This is a genomic window from Streptomyces lydicus, assembly GCF_000717345.1.
In the GTDB taxonomy this organism is placed as follows: domain Bacteria; phylum Actinomycetota; class Actinomycetes; order Streptomycetales; family Streptomycetaceae; genus Streptomyces; species Streptomyces lydicus.
The window spans coordinates 1-19,854 of the sequence record NZ_JNZA01000023.1; the positions used below are offsets into that span (position 1 = coordinate 1).

Annotated in this window: 21 protein-coding genes and 2 pseudogenes; 15 read left to right on the plus strand and 8 right to left on the minus strand. The window is 72.3% G+C overall.

Going from position 1 to position 19,854, the window contains the following annotated elements:
• Positions 1 to 201 (plus strand): alpha/beta fold hydrolase (locus OO62_RS21845; protein WP_033269220.1); only part of this gene is annotated, 201 nt, incomplete at its 5' end.
• A 185-nt stretch (positions 202 to 386) separates the two neighbouring features.
• Here the strand turns inward: OO62_RS21845 and OO62_RS21850 are convergent.
• Both OO62_RS21850 and OO62_RS21855 read right to left on the minus strand, forming a co-directional pair.
• Positions 387 to 938: a hypothetical protein gene (locus tag OO62_RS21850; RefSeq protein WP_051733509.1), complete on the minus strand. Its 552-nt coding sequence runs from the start codon at positions 936 to 938 to the stop codon at positions 387 to 389.
• Positions 939 to 1,344: 406 nt separating this feature from the next.
• Entirely contained in the window at positions 1,345 to 2,598 is a 1,254-nt protein-coding gene (locus OO62_RS21855; protein WP_033269221.1) for an acyl-CoA dehydrogenase family protein, read from the minus strand.
• Positions 2,599 to 2,758: 160 nt separating this feature from the next.
• On the opposite strand from OO62_RS21855, the gene OO62_RS21860 reads away from it, so the two are divergent.
• Complete coding sequence (locus OO62_RS21860) at positions 2,759 to 3,406, plus strand: TetR/AcrR family transcriptional regulator (RefSeq protein ID WP_033269222.1); 648 nt, start codon at positions 2,759 to 2,761, stop codon at positions 3,404 to 3,406.
• Positions 3,407 to 3,431: 25 nt separating this feature from the next.
• Here the strand turns inward: OO62_RS21860 and def are convergent, their stop codons facing one another.
• On the minus strand, positions 3,432 to 3,992 hold the full coding sequence (def, locus tag OO62_RS21865) for a peptide deformylase (RefSeq protein WP_033269223.1): 561 nt from the start codon (positions 3,990 to 3,992) through the stop codon (positions 3,432 to 3,434).
• Positions 3,993 to 4,177: 185 nt separating this feature from the next.
• On the opposite strand from def, the gene OO62_RS21870 reads away from it, so the two are divergent.
• From OO62_RS21870 to OO62_RS40010, 5 genes and pseudogenes are all read left to right on the plus strand, one after another.
• Positions 4,178 to 5,416, plus strand: a complete 1,239-nt coding sequence (locus OO62_RS21870) for a Mur ligase family protein (RefSeq protein WP_033269224.1) — start codon at positions 4,178 to 4,180, stop codon at positions 5,414 to 5,416.
• A 38-nt stretch (positions 5,417 to 5,454) separates the two neighbouring features.
• Positions 5,455 to 6,183 (plus strand): type 1 glutamine amidotransferase, encoded by a 729-nt coding sequence (locus OO62_RS21875; protein ID WP_033269225.1) that lies wholly within the window; start codon positions 5,455 to 5,457, stop codon positions 6,181 to 6,183.
• 145 nt (positions 6,184 to 6,328) lie between these two features.
• Positions 6,329 to 7,207 (plus strand): annotated as a pseudogene (locus tag OO62_RS21880) (6-phosphofructokinase); the annotation flags it as partial.
• 93 nt (positions 7,208 to 7,300) lie between these two features.
• Positions 7,301 to 8,260: a cytochrome c oxidase assembly protein gene (locus OO62_RS21885; protein WP_033269325.1), complete on the plus strand. Its 960-nt coding sequence runs from the start codon at positions 7,301 to 7,303 to the stop codon at positions 8,258 to 8,260.
• A gap of 100 nt (positions 8,261 to 8,360) precedes the next feature.
• Positions 8,361 to 8,522, plus strand: a complete 162-nt coding sequence (locus tag OO62_RS40010) for a hypothetical protein (protein ID WP_033269226.1) — start codon at positions 8,361 to 8,363, stop codon at positions 8,520 to 8,522.
• Between the two features lie 50 nt (positions 8,523 to 8,572).
• On the opposite strand, the gene OO62_RS21895 is transcribed toward OO62_RS40010, so the two are convergent.
• Both OO62_RS21895 and OO62_RS21900 read right to left on the minus strand, forming a co-directional pair.
• Positions 8,573 to 9,064, minus strand: a complete 492-nt coding sequence (locus OO62_RS21895; protein ID WP_033269227.1) for an SSI family serine proteinase inhibitor — start codon at positions 9,062 to 9,064, stop codon at positions 8,573 to 8,575.
• 191 nt (positions 9,065 to 9,255) lie between these two features.
• Entirely contained in the window at positions 9,256 to 9,888 is a 633-nt protein-coding gene (locus tag OO62_RS21900; protein ID WP_033269228.1) for an RlpA-like double-psi beta-barrel domain-containing protein, read from the minus strand.
• A 198-nt stretch (positions 9,889 to 10,086) separates the two neighbouring features.
• Between OO62_RS21900 and OO62_RS21905 the strand changes: the two genes are divergently transcribed.
• The 4 genes and pseudogenes from OO62_RS21905 to OO62_RS38240 all read left to right on the plus strand — a co-directional run.
• Entirely contained in the window at positions 10,087 to 10,839 is a 753-nt protein-coding gene (locus OO62_RS21905; protein WP_051733510.1) for a type 1 glutamine amidotransferase domain-containing protein, read from the plus strand.
• A 160-nt stretch (positions 10,840 to 10,999) separates the two neighbouring features.
• Positions 11,000 to 11,737 (plus strand): lysophospholipid acyltransferase family protein, encoded by a 738-nt coding sequence (locus tag OO62_RS21910; protein ID WP_033269229.1) that lies wholly within the window; start codon positions 11,000 to 11,002, stop codon positions 11,735 to 11,737.
• An 84-nt stretch (positions 11,738 to 11,821) separates the two neighbouring features.
• Complete coding sequence (locus tag OO62_RS21915; RefSeq protein WP_228332608.1) at positions 11,822 to 12,874, plus strand: NAD-dependent epimerase/dehydratase family protein; 1,053 nt, start codon at positions 11,822 to 11,824, stop codon at positions 12,872 to 12,874.
• Positions 12,875 to 12,979: 105 nt separating this feature from the next.
• Positions 12,980 to 13,801 (plus strand): annotated as a pseudogene (locus OO62_RS38240) (TIGR02452 family protein); the annotation flags it as partial.
• Between the two features lie 101 nt (positions 13,802 to 13,902).
• On the opposite strand, the gene OO62_RS21930 reads toward OO62_RS38240, so the two are convergent.
• Positions 13,903 to 15,540, minus strand: a complete 1,638-nt coding sequence (locus OO62_RS21930; protein WP_078617310.1) for an alpha/beta hydrolase — start codon at positions 15,538 to 15,540, stop codon at positions 13,903 to 13,905.
• A 537-nt stretch (positions 15,541 to 16,077) separates the two neighbouring features.
• On the opposite strand from OO62_RS21930, the gene OO62_RS21935 reads away from it, so the two are divergent.
• From OO62_RS21935 to OO62_RS21950, 4 genes are all read left to right on the plus strand, one after another.
• A complete protein-coding gene (locus OO62_RS21935; RefSeq protein ID WP_033269233.1) occupies positions 16,078 to 16,464 on the plus strand; it encodes a hypothetical protein in 387 nt (128 codons plus the stop codon).
• Positions 16,465 to 16,508: 44 nt separating this feature from the next.
• Positions 16,509 to 17,363: a hypothetical protein gene (locus OO62_RS21940; protein ID WP_051733512.1), complete on the plus strand. Its 855-nt coding sequence runs from the start codon at positions 16,509 to 16,511 to the stop codon at positions 17,361 to 17,363.
• Between the two features lie 70 nt (positions 17,364 to 17,433).
• Positions 17,434 to 17,814 (plus strand): roadblock/LC7 domain-containing protein, encoded by a 381-nt coding sequence (locus OO62_RS21945; RefSeq protein WP_033269234.1) that lies wholly within the window; start codon positions 17,434 to 17,436, stop codon positions 17,812 to 17,814.
• 82 nt (positions 17,815 to 17,896) lie between these two features.
• Complete coding sequence (locus OO62_RS21950) at positions 17,897 to 18,271, plus strand: roadblock/LC7 domain-containing protein (protein WP_033269235.1); 375 nt, start codon at positions 17,897 to 17,899, stop codon at positions 18,269 to 18,271.
• Positions 18,272 to 18,278: 7 nt separating this feature from the next.
• Here OO62_RS21950 and OO62_RS21955 read toward each other — a convergent pair whose 3' ends face one another.
• Both OO62_RS21955 and ureG read right to left on the minus strand, forming a co-directional pair.
• Positions 18,279 to 19,118 (minus strand): urease accessory protein UreD, encoded by an 840-nt coding sequence (locus tag OO62_RS21955; protein ID WP_033269236.1) that lies wholly within the window; start codon positions 19,116 to 19,118, stop codon positions 18,279 to 18,281.
• Positions 19,115 to 19,825 (minus strand): urease accessory protein UreG, encoded by a 711-nt coding sequence (ureG, locus tag OO62_RS21960; RefSeq protein ID WP_033269237.1) that lies wholly within the window; start codon positions 19,823 to 19,825, stop codon positions 19,115 to 19,117. Before ureG ends, OO62_RS21955 begins: the two co-directional genes overlap by 4 nt.
• Positions 19,826 to 19,854 lie beyond the last annotated feature (29 nt).

Here is a 19,854-nt window from a genome sequence, read left to right on the forward strand (position 1 = left end):
GCCCTCCAGGTGCCGACACTGATCCTCCACGGCGACGCCGACGCCTCCGCCCCCCTCCACCTCACCGGACGCCGCCTGGCACAACTCGTACCCGACAACATCTACAAGGAATACCCCGGAGCGGGACACGGCATCTTCCTCACCCACACCGAGCAACTCAACCAGGACCTGCACGACTTCATCGAGGACGCCTCCTCCTGAAGACGGTGTGGGCGACACGAACGCGTCCGACCACGCACGTCTACGGGATACCGCGCGGCAGCTCCACGGCCGCGGCGCGGCGAACCACCCCACCTCCGCTGCGGCAGGGCCATCGTCTTCCCAGCCCAGTCGTGTACCACTGTCGTGCACCACTGACCGCTGTCCGGCATCGCGCGCATGGCCGCTCAAGGCTGCCAGCGGGGAGCCTCGTCGTCAGGAGTGTCCGGGCTGGCGAAGTGGAAGGGAACCGAGAGGCGAGCAGCAAGGGCACCACCCACCCGCTCGGCGGCTACCGCCGCCAAGTGGCGTGAGCCGTAGTCCTCATTCCCCCCGAGATACCGCGCCGCCGTGGACCTGTAAACGGTGGCCACCGCATGGTCCCCTGCGGGGTCAACGGTCACGGCCAGCAGCCTCACGAACCAGTCGTGGACGGTGTCGCCGTCCCAAACCGCTTCGATCACCACAATGCGGCCGGCACAGCCGGAAGCACGGTAGGTCAGGGACTCCAGGTCGAGAGGGCTCTCCGGGGTGCGGGCGACGCGGTCCCCGTAGTGCAGGTAACGGTCATTGACGATGAGCTGAGCGGCGCCGACGCCTATGTCATGGGCAACGAGGCCGACATCGACGACAACGCGCACCGCCCTAAGGAAGGAGTCCTGGAGAACGTACCCGTCGATCTCGTCGCGGATCCCGGCCGGCAGGCTCTCCCACCACTCGGTCCTGGCCGCCTCGTCCATGATCCTCCAGAGCTCCCGTTCCCCGTGCCGCCGTCACGACAGGCCACGCACACCTTACGCATGCGGCGCGGACGTCCGTGCGGCCGCTGCGCGAGGGTGCTTTTTTCACTGAAGTGTGGAGCGCAGCCCCGAGTATCGGAGCCAAAGGCGACTGGGAGGCGGGAGCCGAGGGAGAGATTGAATGCCCGCCGGGTGACCGCCGCCGCCCGTCGAGTGGGGCACGCAACCCCACCCGACCGCAGGGCGATCCGACCCGACGCCCGAATTCAGCTGAGGTCGATAGCGTCGAGCAAACCAGGATTTCGGCTTGCACGACGCATCGAAGGCCCCGCCTCCATCTTCAGGCGGGGCCTTCTCTTCGGGCTCTTCGGGTTCGAACTCTGCGTGGTCTGCTGGGAGTTCGCGTCTACCGGATCGGCATCCCCGACAGCGTGCGGGCGATCACCAGGCGCTGGATCTCGCTGGTGCCCTCGAAGATGGTGTAAATGGCGGCGTCGCGGTGCATGCGCTCGACCGGGTATTCGCGGGTGAAGCCGTTGCCGCCGAGGATTTGTACGGCCTGGGCGGTGACCTTCTTGGCGACCTCGCTGGCGAAGAGCTTGGACATGGAGCCCTCTGCGGAGGTGAAGGGCTTGCCGGTGGTGGCCATCCAGGAGGCGCGCCAGACCAGGAGCCGGGCCGCGTCGATCTGGGTGCGCATGTCCGCGAGCTGGAAGGCGACGCCCTGGTTGTCGATGATCGGGCGGCCGAACTGTTCGCGGGTCCGGGCGTACTCCAGGGCCTCTTCGTAGGCGGCGCGGGCGGTGCCGACCGCCATGGCGCCGACGGCCGGGCGGGACGCCTCGAAGGTGGCCATCGCGGCGTTCTTCACCCTCCCCCAGCCTCCGGCCGGGGGGACCCCCACGCCGCCCGCCTTGGCCTTCTCGCGGGCCCGGGCGAGGCGCTCGTCGAGCTTCTCCTTGCCGCCGAGCAGGCAGTGGCCGGGGACCCGTACGTCCTCCAGGACGACCTCGGCGGTGTGCGAGGCGCGGATGCCGTGCTTCTTGAACTTCTGGCCCTGGCTCAGGCCGGGGGTGTTCGGGGGGACGATGAAGGAGGCGTGCCCCTTGGAGCCCAGGTCGGGGTCGACGACCGCGACGACGACGTGGACGTTGGCGATGCCGCCGTTGGTGGCCCAGGTCTTGGTGCCGTTGAGCACCCACTCGTCCTTGGCCTCGTCGTAGACCGCACGGGTGCGCATCGAGGCGACGTCGGAGCCCGCGTCGGGCTCGGAGGAGCAGAAGGCGGCGACCTTGACGTCGTTCGGGTCGCCGTACATCTGCGGGACCCAGGTGCCGATCTGTTCCTCGGTGCCGTTGGCGAGGACGCCGACGGCGGCCAGGCCGGTGCCGACGATGGACAGGGCGATACCCGCGTCGCCCCAGAAGAGCTCCTCCATGGTCATCGGGATGCCGAGGCCGGTCGGGTCGAAGAACTGCTGGGCGTAGAAGTCCAGCGAGTACAGCCCGATCTTGGCGGCTTCCTGGATCACCGGCCAGGGGGTCTCCTCGCGCTCGTCCCACTCGGCGGCGGCGGGCCGTACGACGTCCGCGGCGAAGCCGTGAATCCAGTCACGGACTTCCTTCTGCTCGTCGTTGAGCTCCATGGTGAACTCGGCCATGTCCCCTCCAGTGATGCAGGCAGTACGGTGTTACTAGCGGTAACGCGCAGTGTGTTACTCGCCAGTAAGGGATGTCAACTCCCCGGAGGACGAATTCGACGGGGAGTTCGGGTGTTACGTTGCGCGAGCGCCACGGATCACAAGGGTGGGGAGCACGACCATGGAGAGCACAGAGCGCAGCGGCCGCGGGCAATCGGCGACCGAGCGCAGACGGCGGGAGCTGCTGGAGGCCGCCGAGCGCATCGTGCTGCGCGACGGCCCGGACGCCTCGATGAACGCCATCGCCGCCGAGGCCGGCATCACCAAGCCGATCCTCTACCGGCACTTCGGCGACAAGGGCGGGCTCTACCGCGCGCTGGCCGTACGGCACACCGACGCCCTGCTGGCCAATCTGCGTACCGCGCTGGACGCCCCCGTCCTGCGCCGCGACCGGGTCGAGGCCACCCTGGACGCCTATCTGCTCGCGATCGAGGCCCGCCCGCAGGTGTACCGCTTCCTGATGCACCCGGCCGAGGGCGACAACGCCTCGGAGTCCGGCTTCGACGTGGGCCGGCACTCGGCCCCGCTGCTGCGCCGGCTCGGCGAGGAGCTCGCCAAGGTGATCACCGACCGGCTCGACCTGGGGCCGGGCGACGAGCTCACCGCACGGGTGTGGGGGCACGGCATCGTCGGCATGATGCACGGCGCGGGCGACTGGTGGCTGCGCGAACGCCCGTGCTCGCGCGAGCAGTTGGTCGCGCAGCTGACGGATCTGCTGTGGGGGCAGCTGGCCGCGGTCGAGGACCGCGCGGACGGCCCCGGCTTCTGACGGCGCCGGCGGAGAGTCGGCCGCTTCAGCGGCCGGACGCCTCCGCCTCGCCGGCCCACGGGGCCCGGGCCGCCGCGCGCAGCGCCCGGCGGCGGCGCAGCCCGGTGAGGCGGTCGACGTACAGCCCGCCGTCGAGGTGGTCGCACTCGTGCTGGAGGCAGCGGGCGAAGAACCCGGTGCCGGTCACCGTCCTGGGCTCACCCGTGGCGCTGAAGCCGGTCACGACGGCGTGGTCGTGGCGCGGGGTGCCGGCCTCGATGCCGGGGAGCGAGAGGCAGCCCTCGGGTCCGCGGATGATTGGGCCGTCGGTCTCGACGAGCCGGGGGTTGACCAGGTGCCCCAGATGGCGGCGGTCCTCGTCGTCGGGGCAGTCGTAGACGAACACCCGCAGCGGGACGCCGATCTGGTTGGCGGCGAGCCCGACACCGTGCGCGGCATACATCGTCGCGTACATGTCCTCGATCAGCCGGGCCAGCTCGCCGTCGAAGGCGGTGACCTCCTGACCGGGCGCGGTCAGGGCCGGATCGCCGAGCAGGCGCAGGGGGCGGGGCCGGCCGGAACTGCCGGGGATGGTGCGGGGTGGCATGGGATCCAGCGTACGGTCCTCCACGCACCGGATGACGTCGTACGGGTGGCGGGGTTCGGGCCCGGCGCCGGATCTCGATAGGCTGATCCCCGACCGAAGCCTCCGGCCGGTCATCGGCTGGGAGGGGGCGTTCCACCGGCAGCCTGACCCCAGGCGAGCGCCGGATGCAAGGAGGATCAAGGACGATGGCAGGCAACACGGAGCCGCTGTCGCCGCGGGCCAAGCTGGCCGTGACGGCGGGCAAGGCCGCGGCGGCGGTATCGCGCGCGGCGGGCCGCGGCAGCGGATCGGTGATCGGTGGGCGGGTGGCACTCAAGCTCGACCCCGACCTGCTGGCGCGGCTGGCGGGGCACCTGGACGTCGTCCTGGTGTCGGCGACCAACGGCAAGACGACCACGACGCGGCTGATCGCCGAGGCGCTGCGGGCCAGCGGCCCGGTGGTCTCCAACGCGCTCGGCGCGAACATGCCGGCCGGCATCACCTCCGCGCTGGCCGGCGGCTCGGACGCCAAGTACGGCGTCATCGAGGTGGACGAGAAGTACCTCGCCGGCGTGGCACGCGATGTGACGCCGAAGGCCATAGCGCTGCTGAACCTCTCGCGCGACCAGCTCGACCGGGCCGCCGAGACCCGCATGCTGGCGGAGAAGTGGCGCGAGGGCCTGGCCGGCTCCAAGGCCCTGATCATCGCCAACGCGGACGACCCGCTGATCGTCTGGGCGGCCTCGTCGTCCGCGAACGTGGTGTGGGTCGCCGCGGGCCAGGAGTGGAAGGACGACGCCTGGTCCTGCCCGTCCTGCGGCGGTGTGATGCAGCGCCCGGGCGAAGACTGGTTCTGCGCCGAGTGCGGCTTCCGCCGTCCCACGCCCAGCTGGGCGCTGTCCGGCGACCACGTCCTCGACCCGCACGGCAGCGCCTGGCCGATCAAGCTTCAGCTGCCGGGCCGGGCCAACAAGGCCAACGCGACCACCTCGGCCGCGGTCGCGGCCGCCTTCGGGGTGCCGCCCCAGGTGGCGCTGGAGCGGATGTTCTCCGTGCAGGCCGTGGCCGGCCGTTATGACGTGGTCACGTTCATGGAGCGGGAGCTGCGGCTGCTGCTGGCGAAGAACCCGGCCGGCTGGCTGGAGACCTTCTCGCTGATCGACCCGCCGCCGACCCCGGTGATCATGTCGGTGAACGCGCGCGGCGCGGACGGCACGGACACCTCCTGGCTGTGGGACGTCGACTACACCCGGCTGGCCGGACACCCGATCTTCGTGCTCGGTGACCGCAAGCTGGACCTGGCGGTACGGCTGGAGGTGGCCGGCCTCGACTTCCAGGTGTGCGAGAGCCTGGACGAGGCGGTGCAGCTGGCGCCGCCCGGCCGCATCGAGGTCATCGCCAACTACACGGCCTTCCAGGACCTGCGCCGCCGGGTGGGTAACTGACCGTGATCCACCCACCTTCACGACAAGGACGAGCAAGCATGAGTGACAACAGCCTGCGCCTGGTGTGGATCTACCCGGACCTGCTGAGCACCTACGGCGACCAGGGCAACGCCCTGGTGGTGGAGCGGCGGGCGCGCCAGCGCGGTCTGGACGTCCAGCGCGTGGACGTACGGTCCGACCAGCAGATCCCCACCTCCGGTGACATCTATCTGATCGGCGGTGGCGAGGACCGGCCGCAGCGGCTGGCCTCCGAGCGGCTGATCCGGGACGGCGGCCTGAGCCGTGCGGTCTCCAACGGCGCGATCGTCTTCTCGGTGTGCGCCGGCTACCAGATCCTGGGCCACGAGTTCATCAACGACCTGGGTGAGCGACAGCAGGGCCTGGGGCTGCTGGACGTGGTGAGCACCCGCGGTGAGGGTGAGCGCTGCGTCGGCGATGTGCTGGCCGACATCGACCCGCAGCTGGGGCTGCCGCCGCTGACCGGCTTCGAGAACCACCAGGGCGTGACGCACCTGGGCAAGACCGCCCGGCCGTTCGCCAAGGTGCGGTTCGGCAAGGGCAACGGCGTCGGCGACGGCTACGAGGGCGCGTACAACGACACCGTCTTCGGTACGTACATGCACGGCCCGGTGATGGCCCGCAATCCGCACATCGCGGACCTGCTGATCAAGCTGGCCCTGGACGTGAACGCGCTGCCGCCGGCGGACGACCGCTGGTACGAGGCGCTGCGCCAGGAGCGGATCGCCGCGGCGACCCAGCCCGCTTAATCACTTTTCACCCCTTTTCGTACGCCCGCAGTCCCGCACTGCGGGCGTACGTGTGCCGGGGTGCCCCGCGCTTGTAGGGTGAGCGGCATCCAACCGGACGACGGGGTCCGGGCGCCCGGTTGAGTTGCAGAGGGTTTTTCGAGCAATGCGTATTGGTGTACTCACCTCCGGCGGCGACTGCCCCGGTCTGAACGCCGTCATCCGCTCCGTCGTCCACCGCGCCACCGCCGACCACGGCGATGAGGTGATCGGCTTCCGCGATGGCTGGAAGGGCCTGCTGGAGTGCGATTACCGCAAGCTCGACCTCGATGCCGTCGGCGGCATCCTGGCGCGCGGCGGCACCATCCTGGGCTCCTCGCGGGTGCAGCCCGCCCATCTGCGGGACGGCGTCGAGAGGGCCCGCGGGCACGTCGCGGAGCTGGGCCTGGACGCGATCATCCCGATCGGCGGCGAGGGCACGCTGAAGGCGGCGCGGCTGCTGTCGGACGCCGGACTGCCGATCGTCGGCGTACCGAAGACCATCGACAACGACATCGCGGTCACGGACGTGACCTTCGGCTTCGACACCGCGGTGGGCGTCGCCACCGAGGCGCTGGACCGGCTCAAGACCACCGCCGAGTCCCATCAGCGAGTGATGATCGTCGAGGTGATGGGCCGGCACACCGGCTGGATCGCGCTGCACTCGGGCATGGCGGCCGGTGCGCACGCGATCGTCGTGCCGGAGCGGCCCTTCGACATCGACGAGCTCGCCGCGCGGGTCTCGGCACGGTTCGAGGCCGGCAAGAAGTTCGCCATCGTGGTCGTCGCCGAGGGCGCCAAGCCGCGCGAGGGCACCATGTCCTTCGACATCGGCGGCAAGGACATGTACGGGCACGAGCGGTTCGCCGGCGTGGCCCGGCAGCTCTCCGTCGAGCTGGAGAACCGGCTCGGCAAGGAGGCCCGCCCGGTCATCCTCGGCCACGTCCAGCGCGGCGGCACCCCCACCGCCTACGACCGGGTGCTCGCCACCCGCTTCGGCTGGCACTTCCGGTGCCGGCGCACCTCCCCGCGGGCGGGGCGCCGGACTCAGCCGTCTAGTCTGGTCGCCGGAGCATTGGTACGAATCAGGAGCGAGCGGATGGATCACGGCGGGCACGGCATGGACGGCATGAACATGGATCTGCCGCCGTTCACGCTGGGGCGGGGCCTGGAGTTCGGGGGTGATCCGGTCTTCCTCGTGGGCTGCCTGCTGGGTCTCGGGCTGTACGCCTGGGCGGTGGTCCGGCTGCGGCGGCGCGGCGACGCGTGGCCGGTGGGCCGGGTCGTCGCCTGGGCGCTGGGCGTGGTGACGGTGGCACTGGTGATGTGCACCCGGCTCAACGACTACGGCATGGCGATGTTCAGCGTGCACATGGTCCAGCACATGGTGATCAGCATGCTCTCGCCGATCCTGCTGCTGCTCGGTGCGCCGGTGACGCTGGCGCTGCGCGCGCTGCCGGCCGCCGGGCGCGGGCGCAAGGGCCCGCGCGAACTCCTGGTGGCGCTGCTGCACAGCCGCTACATGCGGATCATCACGCACCCCGCCTTCACCATCCCGCTCTTCATCGCGAGCCTCTACGCCCTGTACTTCTCCCCGCTGTTCGACTTCCTGATGGAGTCCCGCGCCGGGCACATCGGGATGATGGTGCACTTCCTCGCGGTCGGCCTGGTCTTCTTCTGGCCGATCATGGGTGTCGACCCGGGGCCGCACCGTCCGGGCTACGTGATGCGGATGCTGGAGCTGTTCGCGGGCATGCCGTTCCACGCCTTCTTCGGCATCGCGCTGATGATGGCCACGGAGCCGATGGTCAACACCTTCGTGCACCCGCCGGCCTCGCTGGGGATCGAGGCGCTGGCCGACCAGCAGGCCGCCGGCGGCATCGCCTGGGCGTTCAGCGAGATCCCGTCGGTCGTGGTGCTGATCGCCCTGGTCTACCAGTGGTACAAGTCCGAGGCGCGCCAGTCGCAGCGCGCCGACCGCGCCGCCGACCGCAACGGCGACAAGGACCTGGCCGACTACAACGCCTATCTGGCCTCGCTCAACGCACGGGGGCAGTGAGGCCGAGCCTCTGGCGGTACGGGCCGCGGCCGGGGACGATGGTCCCATGGCCGCGGCCCGTGGCATGTGCGCTCCGAGCCGCCGTGAGGAGGGTGCGGGTATGCCCGGATCTGCGAGGACGATGGCCGTACTGACGGTGAGCGGGCTGGTGGTGGCCACCGCGTACACCGTCGCGATGGGTGCCAACGGCTGGCTCTGGTTCAGCTGGGTGGTGCTGGCGCTGGTGTCGGTCGGCGTCTGGGCGGCGGCCCGCCCCGTCTGAGGACCGTCCCGAGGCCCTCCGCGCTCCGGTCCGGGGAAGGCGGCGCCGGCTCAGAAGCGGAAGACCGGCCCGGTGGCGGAGTCCAGCATGCAGGCGTTGGGGAACTCCTTGTGCCACTCGACCGGGCCGCCGCGCCAGGTGCCGGTCGCGCTGACGGTCACCGGGTTGTACTGCTTGGTGCAGGCGTGCGGTTCGCCGGGCAGTGCGTCCAGGTCGCCGCGCGCCCACGTCAGCGCGTCACAGGCGGCGCGGGCGTGCGGATGTCTGCCGTGGATGTCAGGGCAGCTGAGCCGTACGCCGCGGATCCAGCTGTTGCGGTCACCGGACACGGTCAGCAGCAGGCCCTGGTCGGCCACGGGCGGCTGGGGCTCGGTGACGGCCGGCGGCCGGGGGTCGGCGGCGCCTGCCGCGGCCGGCGGCGGCGGCTCGGCGGCGCCGGCCGGGGCGGCGCAGAACGTGCCCGCCAGCGCCGCGGACACGGTGGCGAGCAGCGCGCCGGGCACGGCGGCCCGGGCGGATCGGCGTCGACGGCTCACGGGCATCGGGTCTCCTGGGGGCGAGGGTGGGTTCAGGCCACCTCGCCGGGCCCCGGTGCACAAGCGGCCACGCCGTCGGGTCGCCCGTACGGGCCGCCGGCCCCGTCCGGTGGGCGTAGGGACGGACCGGCGGACGAACGGGAACAGGGTGGCCGGCGGCGGAGGAGGCGGCTCCGTCGCCGGCCACCGGACCGGGGCTAACCCACGCGCTCGATGCGGGCGCGGCGGATCAGGAACTTGCCCGTCTCACGGACCTGCTCGAAGGCCGCGTTGTTGAGCAGCACGCAGCTGCCCGAGGCCGAGGTCACGGAGACGGTCGTCGACTTGTTGTTGTCCAGGTTGGTCACCTTCAGTTTGGTCCCGGTGGGGAACTGGTTGCTGGAGGCCGCCGGTGCGCCGCCCTCGCCGGAGAGGGTCACCGTCGAGCCGGGACAGACGACGTCACCGTCGGCGGCGGGGGGTGCGGCCGAGGCGGACGGGTCACCGGCGGCGGACGGCTCGGCCGAACCGGGGGGTTGTTCGGCCGCGGGCGGGGCGCCGGCGGCCTCGCCCCCGCCTCCTCCCGTGCAGCCGGCGGCTTGCTGCTTGACCTGGATCTCCTTGATCACGGCTTGCCGGTTGGCGATCCGTGCCGCCGACTGCGCGTCCGGATGGGCCTGTTGATCGGCGATGAACTTCTGGTTGTTGCTCAGGGCGGTGGCCAGTCCGTCGCACGCCACCGATGCCTGGCTGGTGCCCGTCGTGACGATGGCGATGCCACCGACCAGCGCCGCGGCGCTGATGCCGACGACGATCTTCTGACGCCGGGTCACTCTTCTCTTGCGGGACATGTTCGGCTCCTGTCCTCGGGCCGGGCCCCCGGTGGGGTCCAGGCTCGTTCGACGGGGAGTACGGAGCGCCAACACGGGCTCGTTCAGGGCGAGTTCAAAGTTGTCCGCGCATGCCAAAGCCGACGCCGAAGCCGACGTCGGAGCCGCTCGGGCCGAGGCGGTGCCGGACGGCGGACGGGGTGTTGCGAAGATGTCGGGGTGCGCGTACTGATGCCGGTCCCCGACCGCGATTTCGACGTCACCGAGGTGGCGGTGCCCTGGCGGCTGCTCACCGAGGCGGGGCACGAGGTCGTCCTCGCCACCGAACGGGCCGGGACCCGGCCCGCCTGCGATCCACGGCTGCTGACCGGTGTCCTCTTCGGGGCGCTCGGCGCGGCGGCGGAGCCCCGCCGTTTCTACCACCAGCTCACCGAGAGCCCGGAGTTCTCCGCGACGGCCGGCTGGGCGGACCTGGACCCGGAGGCGTACGACGGGCTGCTGCTGCCCGGCGGTCATGCGCCCGGTATGCGGCAGTATCTGGGCTCGGAGGCGCTGCGGCGGCAGGTCGCCGGGTTCTGGGCGCTCGACCGTCCCGTCGGGGCGATCTGCCATGGCGTGCTGGTCCTGGCGCGGACCACCGACGCCGCGACCGGCCGCAGCCTGCTGGCGGACCGGCGGACGACCTGTCTGCCCAAGTACATGGAGCGGTCGGCCTACCTGGCGACCGCCTGGCGGCTGGGCCGCTACTACCGCACGTACCCGGCGTACGTGGAGGACGAGGTCAGGGCGGCGCTGGCGGACCCGGCGCGGTTCGAGCGCGGGCCGCGGGTGCTGGCCGCACGGGGCACCGCGACCGACGACACCGCGGCGTTCGTGGTGCAGGACGGCCGCTATCTCTCGGCACGCTGGCCGGGCGACGCCTACCTCTTCGGCCGGCGGTTCCTCGCGCTGCTGGAGGGCACGGCGCACTGACGGCGGGGCCGGGGGGCGCGCAGGGGCCCGGGCCGCGCCGATCCGGCCGGAGGTGGTTACCGGCGGACGCGGTTGCCCATAAACTCACTGCCCGCCCGGGGCCCTCATGACCTGGAACGACGCGGCCGCCGGGGCGATCCGACGGATGAGGGAGCGGCCCGTGTTCTACCAGGTGCTGAAGTACGTCCTGCTGGGGCCCTTACTGCGGCTGGTCTTCCGGCCGCGGATCGAGGGACTGGAGCACGTGCCGGAGGAGGGTGCGGCGATCATCGCCGGCAACCACCTCTCGTTCGCGGACCACTTCGTGATGCCGGCGATCGTGCCGCGCCGGGTGACGTTCCTGGCCAAGGCCGAGTACTTCACCGGGCCCGGTCTGAAGGGACGGCTCACCGCGGCGTTCTTCCGGGGGGTGGGGCAGATCCCGGTGGACCGGTCCGGTGGCCGCGCCTCCCGGGCGGCGATCTCGTCGGGGCTCGCCGTGCTGCGCAAGGGCCGGGTCCTGGGGATCTATCCGGAGGGCACCCGCTCGCACGACGGCCGGCTCTACAAGGGCCGTACCGGGGTCGCGTCGATGGCCATCCGGGCCGGGGTCCCGGTCGTACCCTGCGCGATGATCGGCACGTTCGAGGCGCAGCCGACCGGCCGGCGGCTGCCGCGCATCATGCGGATCACCATCCGCTTCGGGGCGCCGCTGGACTTCTCGCGCTATGCCGGGATGGCCGACGACCGCATCGCGCTGCGCGCCGTCACCGACGAGATCATGTACGCGATCCTCACCCTGTCCGGGCAGGAGTACGTCGACATGTACGCGGGCGAGGCCAAGGCCGCGGCGCAGGAGCGGGCGCGGGCCAAGGGGCGGCGCGGGCAGGGCGGCGGGGACGGCGGGCCCCCGGCGTAGTGGCCGGCCCGTCCGGGCCGCTTCCGCTTCCGCCGTCGGTGAACCGTGCCGTGCCGGTCTCCTGACGGCTCGTAAGGTCGCGCCATGACGACATCGGGCAGCGCAGTGGTGATCGGGGCGAGCGGGCAGATCGGGCGGGCGGCGGTGCGGGCGCTGGCGCGGGACGGCTGGCAGGTGCGGGCCGCCTCCCGAGGGGGCGGGTGGGACGACTCCTGGCCCGGGGAGGTGCGCCGCGTGGCCATGGACCGGGAGGACGATGCCGCGCTGGCCGCGCTGGTCGGTGACGGCTGTGACGTCCTGCTGGACTGTGTGGCCTACGGGGCGGCGCACGCCCGCCAGTTGACCGGGCTGGCGGACCGGATCGGGTCGGCCGTGGTGATCTCCAGCGGAGCCGTGTACGAGGACGACCGCGGGCGGAGCTTCGCGACGCAGGACGAGCCGGACGGTTCGCCGGCCTATCCGGTGCCCCTCCCGGAGTCCCAGCGGACGGTGCCGCCCGGTGAGGAGAACTACTGCACGCGCAAGATCGCCCTGGAGCAGGCGCTGCTGGCGGCCGGCGACCGGCTGCCGGTGACGCTGTTGCGGGCGGGTGCGATTCACGGTCCGTACAGCCCGCTCCCCCGTGAGCTGTACTTCGTCAAGCGGGTGCTGGACGGCCGCCGGGTGCGGCTGCTGGCGTACGGCGGGCGCAGCCGTTTCCATCCGGTGCATGCGGACAATCTGGCGGAGCTGATCCGGCTGGCCGCCCGCCGGCCGGGCTCGCGGGTGCTCAACGCGGGTGATCCGCAGGCGCCGACGGTCGCCGACATCGCGGTCGCGGTGGACGGTGCGATGGGGGCGCCGGCGAGCGAGATCGTGACGATCGACGGTGCCGCGCCGTCGTCCGACGTCGGTGAGACACCGTGGTCGCTGCCGCATCCGATGGTCTTCGACATGTCCGCGGCGGAGCGGGAGTTGGGCTACCGGGCCGTGACGACGTACGAGGAGTCGCTGCCCGCGACGGTCGCCTGGCTCGCCGACCGCATCAAGGGGCGGGACTGGTGGGAGCTGTTCCCGACGATGGCGTCCGTCTATTCCGACGCGTCGCTGTTCGGGTACGCGGCGGAGGACGCGTGGCTGGCCGGGCGGGGCGCCTGAGCGCCGCGGATCCGGGGGCCCGCCCGGGGCCGAAATCGGTTCGCGGGCGCGGCCGCGCGCCCGTACCGTGATCACCATGAGTGAGCGGATACGGGGGTGCCGACGATGAGCGCCCGGCTGCGGGGGATGGCGCAGGAGACGGAGCGGATCGTCGCGGCGGGGGTGTACCGCGCGCCCGGCGGGCGGACGGTGGACCTCGCGGCGGCCGTCGCGCGGGCGCGGGCGGGGACCCGGATGTACGGGCCGGGTCCGGTGGCGGTCGAGGGGCTGCCGCCGGCGCCGGGGGCGACGGTGTTCGAAGTGACGGGGGAAGGGAGCCTGACGGCCGGGCGGCGGCTGGCCGCGGCGGGCGGCGGCCCGCTCGCGGTGCTGAACTTCGCCTCGGCCCGGAATCCCGGCGGCGGGTACCTCAACGGCGCGCAGGCGCAGGAGGAGGCGCTGTGCCGGGGGTCGGCGCTCTACAGCTGCGTGCGCGAGGCCCCGGAGTTCTACGCGGCGCACCGCGCCGACCCCAGTCCCTTCTACAGCGACCGGGTGATCCTCTCCCCCGGCGTGCCGGTGTTCCGGGACGACCGGGGTGCGCTGCTCGACGAGCCGTACGAGGCAGGGTTCCTGACCGCGGCGGCGCCCAACGCGGGGGTGATCGCACGGCAGCGGCCGGCCGAGGCGGGGCGGGTGCCGGCCGCGCTGACGGCGCGGGCCGAGCGGGTGCTGGAGGTCGCGGCGGCGAGCGGGCACCGTCAACTGGTGCTCGGCGCCTGGGGCTGCGGGGTGTTCCGCAACGAACCGGCCGAGGTGGCGGGGGCGTTCGCGGCCGCGCTGCTGGGCGCGGGGCGGTTCGCCGGCTGGTTCGACCGGGTGGTGTTCGCCGTGCTGGACCGCCGGGAGCCCTCCCCCACCCGGGCCGCCTTCGAGGAGGCGTTCCCGGCGTCCGGCGGGCCGGCCGCGGGCACTGAGGGGGAAAGGAGCGGGGCGGCCGGACGCCCTCGGGCATCCGGCCGCCCCTTCTGCAGGTCACTGCAGGGTGGTTACCGCGCGGCCGGGAGGTCGGCGGTGCCCTTGGCGACGGCCTTGGCCGACGGCTTCGCCGGCTGCGGCGTGGCGTGCGGGGCGCAGGTCACGTCCTTGGCGTCGGTCTTCCCCTCCAGGAAGTACGCGTCGACCCGGTCGTTGATGCAGGGGTTGACCAGGCCGGTGACGCCGTGCGAACCGGCGTCCCGCTCGGTGATCAGGCGCGAGCCCTTGAAGCGCTTGTGCAGTTCGACGGCGCCCTCGTACGGGGTGGCGGCGTCGCGGGTGCTCTGCACGATCAGCACGCTCGGCAGGCCCTTGCCGGTGCCGACCTCGACCGGCCGCTGCTGCTTGGCCGGCCAGGTGGCGCAGGGCAGGTTCATCCAGGCGTTGGCCCAGGTCATGAACGGCGCCCGCTGGTGGATGCGGGTGTTGTCGCGGTCCCACTTCTGCCAGCTGGTGGGCCACTTGGTGTCGGTGCACTCGACGGCCGTGTAGACCGCGTTGCCGTTCTCCGAGGCGATGTTGCCGGCGGTGTCCTTGAGGTTCGGCCCGGCGTTCTCGACGAGGGGCTTGGCGTCGCCGGAGCGGTAGGCGCTCCAGACCTCGGCGACGGTGGCCCACATCGAGTCGTAGTACGGCGCGTTCTGGAAGAAGCCGGTCAGCTCGGCGGGTCCGACGACGCCGCCGATCGGGTTCTTCTTGGCGGTCGCCCGCAGCGTCTCCCAGGCGGCCTGGACCTTCTCGGGGGTGTTCCCGATGTGGTACGTGGCGTCGTTCTTGGCGACCCACTTCTTCCAGTCGCCCCAGCGGGTCTCGAAGGCGATGTCCTGGTCGAGGTTGGCCTGGTACCAGATCTTCTCGCGGGCCGGATCGACGACGCTGTCGACGAGCATCCGGCGGACGTGGCCCGGGAAGAGCGTGCCGTAGACGGCGCCGAGGTAGGTGCCGTAGGAGACGCCCAGGTAGTTGAGCTTCTTCTCACCGAGCGCGGCGCGGATGACATCGAGGTCGCGGGCGGTGTTGGTGGTGGTCATGTACGGCAGGAGGGCGCCACTGCGCTCGGCGCAGCCCTCGGCGTACTCCTTGGCGAGCTTGCGCTGGGCGCGCTTGTCGGCCTCGCTGTCCGGCACCGGGTCGGCCTTGGGGGCCTTGACGAACTCCTGCGGGTCCATGCAGGAGATGGGCGCCGAGTGGCCCACGCCGCGCGGGTCGAAGCCCACGAAGTCGTACGCCTTGGCGGTCTTGGCCCACAGCGGGTTCTTGGTGGTGATGCGGGTCGGGAACCGCATGCCCGAGCCGCCGGGTCCGCCGGGGTTGTAGAGGAGGGCGCCCTGCCGCTCCTGCTTGGTGCCGGTGCTGACGGCGCGGTCGACGGCGATCTTGATGGTGCGTCCGTTGGGCCGCGCGTAGTCGACCGGGACGGTGACGTAGCCGCACTGGACGGGGGACTTCATGCCCCAGTCCGCGGGGCAGTCCTGCCAGTCGATGCCCTTCTTGGCCGCGCGGGCGGCAGCGGTCTGGACACCGCGCGCTTCGGCCTTTCCGCTCGTGTGGTGTTCGCCCGCGCTGGCGGGCGTGGCGGCTATCGCTCCGGTGAGGAGCGCTCCGGTCACCAGGGTGCCGGCGGTGCCGAGCACTGCTTTTCTTCTCACGTGGTCGTTTCCCCCTGCTCGGTGGGCCACTTGTGGCGGCGTTGATCACAGGTCTACGAGGGGATCCTGTCGTCTCTCGTCCCCTCCTGAACAGGTTTGACCGGCAATTCTTTACCAAGCTGTAGGTTTCCGGGCGGGCGGATACCGGACCGGGAACGGCCGGACATGGCGCCGGAACCCCACCTTTTTCGGCCAAGCGGGGCGGGCGGCGGGGCAACGGATCGCGCGCCCCGCGCGGCGCCCGGGGAAGGGCCAACGCGTCGCGGGCGCAGGTGCGTTGACGAGCGCGGAGGCGTCCGGCGGGCGAGCCGTACGGTCGGTCCGTGGTGGCCGGCGGGACGCCGTCCGGAGCGGTTCGGTTGGCTGCCGGAACACCAACGAGGGGCGAGAACAGGTCAATTGCCGTGGACCTGCCCAGGAGGCATGTGCCAATCGCGCACCTTCAGTAACCTTCCGTGAAGGCTCTCCCACGCACTGCCACAAGGGAGGGCCTCGGCGTTTTCACGCCCGTCCAAGCCGCCGCGAAGGAGTTCCGAAGTGCCGGGTATCGATCAGGTGTTGTCCCAAGCCATGGGAATCCCGGGCGTTTTGGGCGCCGCCCTGATCGACTGGACCAGCGGCCTCACGCTCGGTACGGCCGGGCGGGCACCGCACGGCGACCACGACGCGGCCGCCGCGGACACCGCCGACGTCGTGCAGGCCGTCGCGCGCAACGCCACGTTCGACACCTCGGGCGGCACGGACGGCCCGGCCCTGGAGGACCTGATCATCACGGCCGCCGGCAGCTACCACCTGATCCGTTTCGTGCACACCGCGTTCGACAGCCAGACCTACCTCTACCTCTGGCTGGACCGCGCGCAGGCGAATCTCGCGGTCGCCCGGCTGCGGCTGCGCGATCTGGCGGCGGAGCTGGTCCCGTCCTGACCACCCGGCTCCGCCTGCTCGCACGAACGGTTAGGGAACCAGCCATGGGCCTGCCCATATCTCCTCACCCGCCCGCCCCGGCCGGGCTGCTCGACCGGTTCGCCGCCGAGCGCGTCACCGGCGCCCTGCGCGGCCCGCACGGCTGCTTCTACCTCCTGGACGGCGCGGTCACCTGCGTCGAGGACGCCGCTGCGCCGGGCATCGACGTCCGGCTCAGCGCGGCCGGCAAGGTGCCGCCGCAGGGCTGGCGGTACGCCGCGGAGCGGGCCGGGCCGCAGCGGCGCGGCGGCCAGTTCCTGGTCAGTGAGGGCTGGTTGACACAGGGCGAGCTGGAGGTGTGCCATCTCGCCGCGCTGCTCGACGCCGCGTTCTTCGCCCTGCCGCTGCCGCCCGACGCCACGTCCTTCACACCCGGTACGGCCCACTGGCTGGGCGTCGTCCGCCCGGTGAGCGCGGCCGCCCTCCAGCAGGCGACGGCCCGCCGCCGGGCACTGCTGGACCGGCTGCGCCGCTGGGCGGCGGCCGACACCTCCCCCGTCGTTGCGGTCCCCACGGACGACCGCGCCCCCGCGCCCACGAGCCGGCAGCGGCGGCTGCTGGCCCATGCCGACGGCCGGCGCACCCCCTACGAACTGGCCCGCACGCTGGGTCAGTCCGCCTTCGTGACGCTGCTCGACGTCCGCCGGCTGGCCGCGGCCGGTCTCGTCCGCATGCCGCCGGCGCCGGGCGGACTCCCCCGGCGCCGGCCCGGCGCCAGTCTCGACGGCTCCGCCCCGCCCGCCGCCGCAGGACCCCGTCCCCCCACCTGGCAACTCCCGGTACCGGACGTTCTCCATACCGCCGATCCGGATATTGCCCTCCTTGTCCGACTGCGTACGGCACTGGAGGAAAACCTGTGAACCCTTGCGCGCGAAGACCGTGCACGGCATGAGGCGCGCGCTCAGAAAACGCGCCGCGAAAAGGAGACTGATGACGATCGAACCCCGGATACGGGACGAATTGCACACGCTGCGCGATCAAGTGCGGCATTTCCAGGGCGGAATGGTCGCGAGCGTGGACGGCATGGTGATAGCCCACGATCTGCCCGATATCGAACCGGACGGCCTGGCCGCGCTCACCGCCGCGGCCATCGGGGTCGCCAAGCGCCTCACCGAGGCGACCGGGCAGGGTGCCTTCGAGGAGACCCTGACCCGCGGCTCCGACGGCTACATCGCGGCCTACTCGGCCGGCCGCCGCGCCGTCCTCACGGCCGTGGCCAGTCCGCACACCAACGTGGGACGACTCCATCTGCAGGCCAGGCGGGCGGCCGAGCGCATCGGCGCGCTCGTCGACTCGGCCCCGCGCCCGTAGTCGCCCCGCCGGGACCCTCCCGGCAGGCAGCGGCAGCTGCCACCCGGAAACACCTCAGAGAATGCGAAAGGTCACACCCCTCATGGCTCAAATGGAAACCGCTCTCGCCGACGCCATGTCGAACATCGAAGGCGCAATAGGCGTCGCCCTGGTCGACTACACCAGCGGAATGGCGCTGGCCACCCTCGGCGACCACCAGACCTTCGATCTCAATATCGCCGCCGCCGGCAACACCGATGTCGTCCGCGCGAAGATGCGCACGATGGAAATGCTGGAACTCCAGGGCGCCATCGAGGACATGCTCATCACCCTGACCGCGCAGTACCACATCATCCGTCCGGTGTCGGGCAAGAGCGGCAGCGGCCTGTTCCTCTATCTGGTGCTGGACCGCAAGCGCGCCAATCTCGCCCTGGCCCGCCACCGGCTGGCCCGGCTGGAGGCCGACCTGGAGGTGTAGGGCGCGCTCACCCGGTGACGGCGCGGGCGGCCTCGTCCAGGAGGCGGCGCAGCCGCAGCGCGTCGGGGGCGACGGCGGTGGCCAGCGCCCCGGGTCCGGCGAGCGGGGCCAGTACGCCCTGCCCCGGGCCGTCGCCGGGCTGCCCCTCCGGCGCCCCGCCGAGCAGCCGCACCTCGGCCGGCCCGTCCTCGAACTCCGGTCCCACGACGAGGAGTTGACCGAGGGCGCGGTTGCCGTCCAGCACGGCGGAGGTGTCCCAGCCGGGGCCGCCGGGCCCGTAGGCCGTCTCCTGGTCGAGCAGGGTGCGGCCGGCGCGGCGGACGATGAGCCGGCTGCGCAGTGCTCCGGTCTCCTCACCGCTGCGTCCCAGCACCTGCTCCTCGCGGAGCACCAGGCGCGCGGTGGGGGCCAGCTCGACGGTGGTGGTCATCCGCAGGTCGCTGCCCCGGGCGGAGATCAGCGGCTCCGGCAGCCAGTCGAGCCGCGCCCCCTCCCCGACGGTCAGGCGCACGTCGTAGGTGGCGGTTTCCCCGGTCCGGCCGGGCAGCGCGACGGTCGCCGCGGCGGCCGTGACGTGCAGTGCGGTGCCGGCCTCCGCGGTCGCCTCAAGAGCCAGCCGGTCGCCGCCGAGCGGGGCGCTCATCGCGCTGACGACACAGACCCGGGCCTGCCCGGCACCCGCGCGGATGCGGCGCAGCGCCAGCGGACCGTCGCCGTCGAGGACGGGCAGCCGGGTGGCACCGGCCGCGTCGGCCCGCGCGACGATGCGGGCGGTGGCGTGCAGCCCGGCGGACGGGGGTGCGGGAGCCGGCGGCCGGACCGCCCGTGGGGGGAGCGCGAGGGTCATGCCGGGCCCACGGTCCACTCCGCCAGGCGGGCGCGCACCCAGTCCGCCACGGGCCGGACACCGTTCTCGGCCTTCAGCGCCGTGAAGGCGACCGGCAGCTCACCGCGCTGCGCCTTGGCGTCGCGCGCCATCCCTTCCAGGTCGACGCCCACGTACGGCGCCAGGTCGGTCTTGTTGATGACGAGCAGATCGGCGCTGGTCACGCCGGGGCCGCCCTTGCGCGGGATGTCGTCGCCGCCCGCGACGTCGATGACGAAGATCTGGGCGTCGACCAGGCCCTTGGAGAAGGTCGCGGTGAGGTTGTCGCCGCCGGACTCGACCAGGACGAGGTCGAGCGGGCCGTTGCCCTCGGCACCGACCGCGGCCTCCAGGTCCTCCACCGCCTCCAGGTTGGCGGAGATGTCGTCGCGGATCGCGGTGTGCGGACAGGCCCCGGTCTCCACCGCCGAGATCCGCTCGGGCGGCAACACCGCCTCGCGGAGCAGGAATTCGGCGTCCTCGCGGGTGTAGATGTCGTTGGTGACCACCGCGATGGACAGCTCGTCGCGCAGGGCGCGGCAGAGCGCGGCGACGGTGGCGGTCTTGCCGGTGCCGACCGGGCCGCCCAGGCCGATGCGCAGCGCCCGCCGGGTCCCGTCCGGGCGTACCGGAGCGGCGGCGCTGTAGGTGTACCGCTCGGGGAAGGTGTCCTTGTGGTCGAGGTGCATGGTCACTCCGGTGGTTCGTACGGCCGCCG

Coding starts and splice junctions, on each gene's coding strand:
- OO62_RS21850 (WP_051733509.1), bottom strand. CDS start 938: ATGGACGAGGCGGCCAGGACCGAGTGGTGGGAGAGCCTGCCGGCCGGG.
- OO62_RS21855 (WP_033269221.1), bottom strand. CDS start 2,598: ATGGCCGAGTTCACCATGGAGCTCAACGACGAGCAGAAGGAAGTCCGT.
- OO62_RS21860 (WP_033269222.1), top strand. CDS start 2,759: ATGGAGAGCACAGAGCGCAGCGGCCGCGGGCAATCGGCGACCGAGCGC.
- def (WP_033269223.1), bottom strand. CDS start 3,992: ATGCCACCCCGCACCATCCCCGGCAGTTCCGGCCGGCCCCGCCCCCTG.
- OO62_RS21870 (WP_033269224.1), top strand. CDS start 4,178: ATGGCAGGCAACACGGAGCCGCTGTCGCCGCGGGCCAAGCTGGCCGTG.
- OO62_RS21875 (WP_033269225.1), top strand. CDS start 5,455: ATGAGTGACAACAGCCTGCGCCTGGTGTGGATCTACCCGGACCTGCTG.
- OO62_RS21885 (WP_033269325.1), top strand. CDS start 7,301: ATGGATCACGGCGGGCACGGCATGGACGGCATGAACATGGATCTGCCG.
- OO62_RS40010 (WP_033269226.1), top strand. CDS start 8,361: ATGCCCGGATCTGCGAGGACGATGGCCGTACTGACGGTGAGCGGGCTG.
- OO62_RS21895 (WP_033269227.1), bottom strand. CDS start 9,064: ATGCCCGTGAGCCGTCGACGCCGATCCGCCCGGGCCGCCGTGCCCGGC.
- OO62_RS21900 (WP_033269228.1), bottom strand. CDS start 9,888: ATGTCCCGCAAGAGAAGAGTGACCCGGCGTCAGAAGATCGTCGTCGGC.
- OO62_RS21915 (WP_228332608.1), top strand. CDS start 11,822: ATGACGACATCGGGCAGCGCAGTGGTGATCGGGGCGAGCGGGCAGATC.
- OO62_RS21940 (WP_051733512.1), top strand. CDS start 16,509: ATGGGCCTGCCCATATCTCCTCACCCGCCCGCCCCGGCCGGGCTGCTC.
- OO62_RS21945 (WP_033269234.1), top strand. CDS start 17,434: ATGACGATCGAACCCCGGATACGGGACGAATTGCACACGCTGCGCGAT.
- OO62_RS21950 (WP_033269235.1), top strand. CDS start 17,897: ATGGCTCAAATGGAAACCGCTCTCGCCGACGCCATGTCGAACATCGAA.
- OO62_RS21955 (WP_033269236.1), bottom strand. CDS start 19,118: ATGACCCTCGCGCTCCCCCCACGGGCGGTCCGGCCGCCGGCTCCCGCA.
- ureG (WP_033269237.1), bottom strand. CDS start 19,825: ATGCACCTCGACCACAAGGACACCTTCCCCGAGCGGTACACCTACAGC.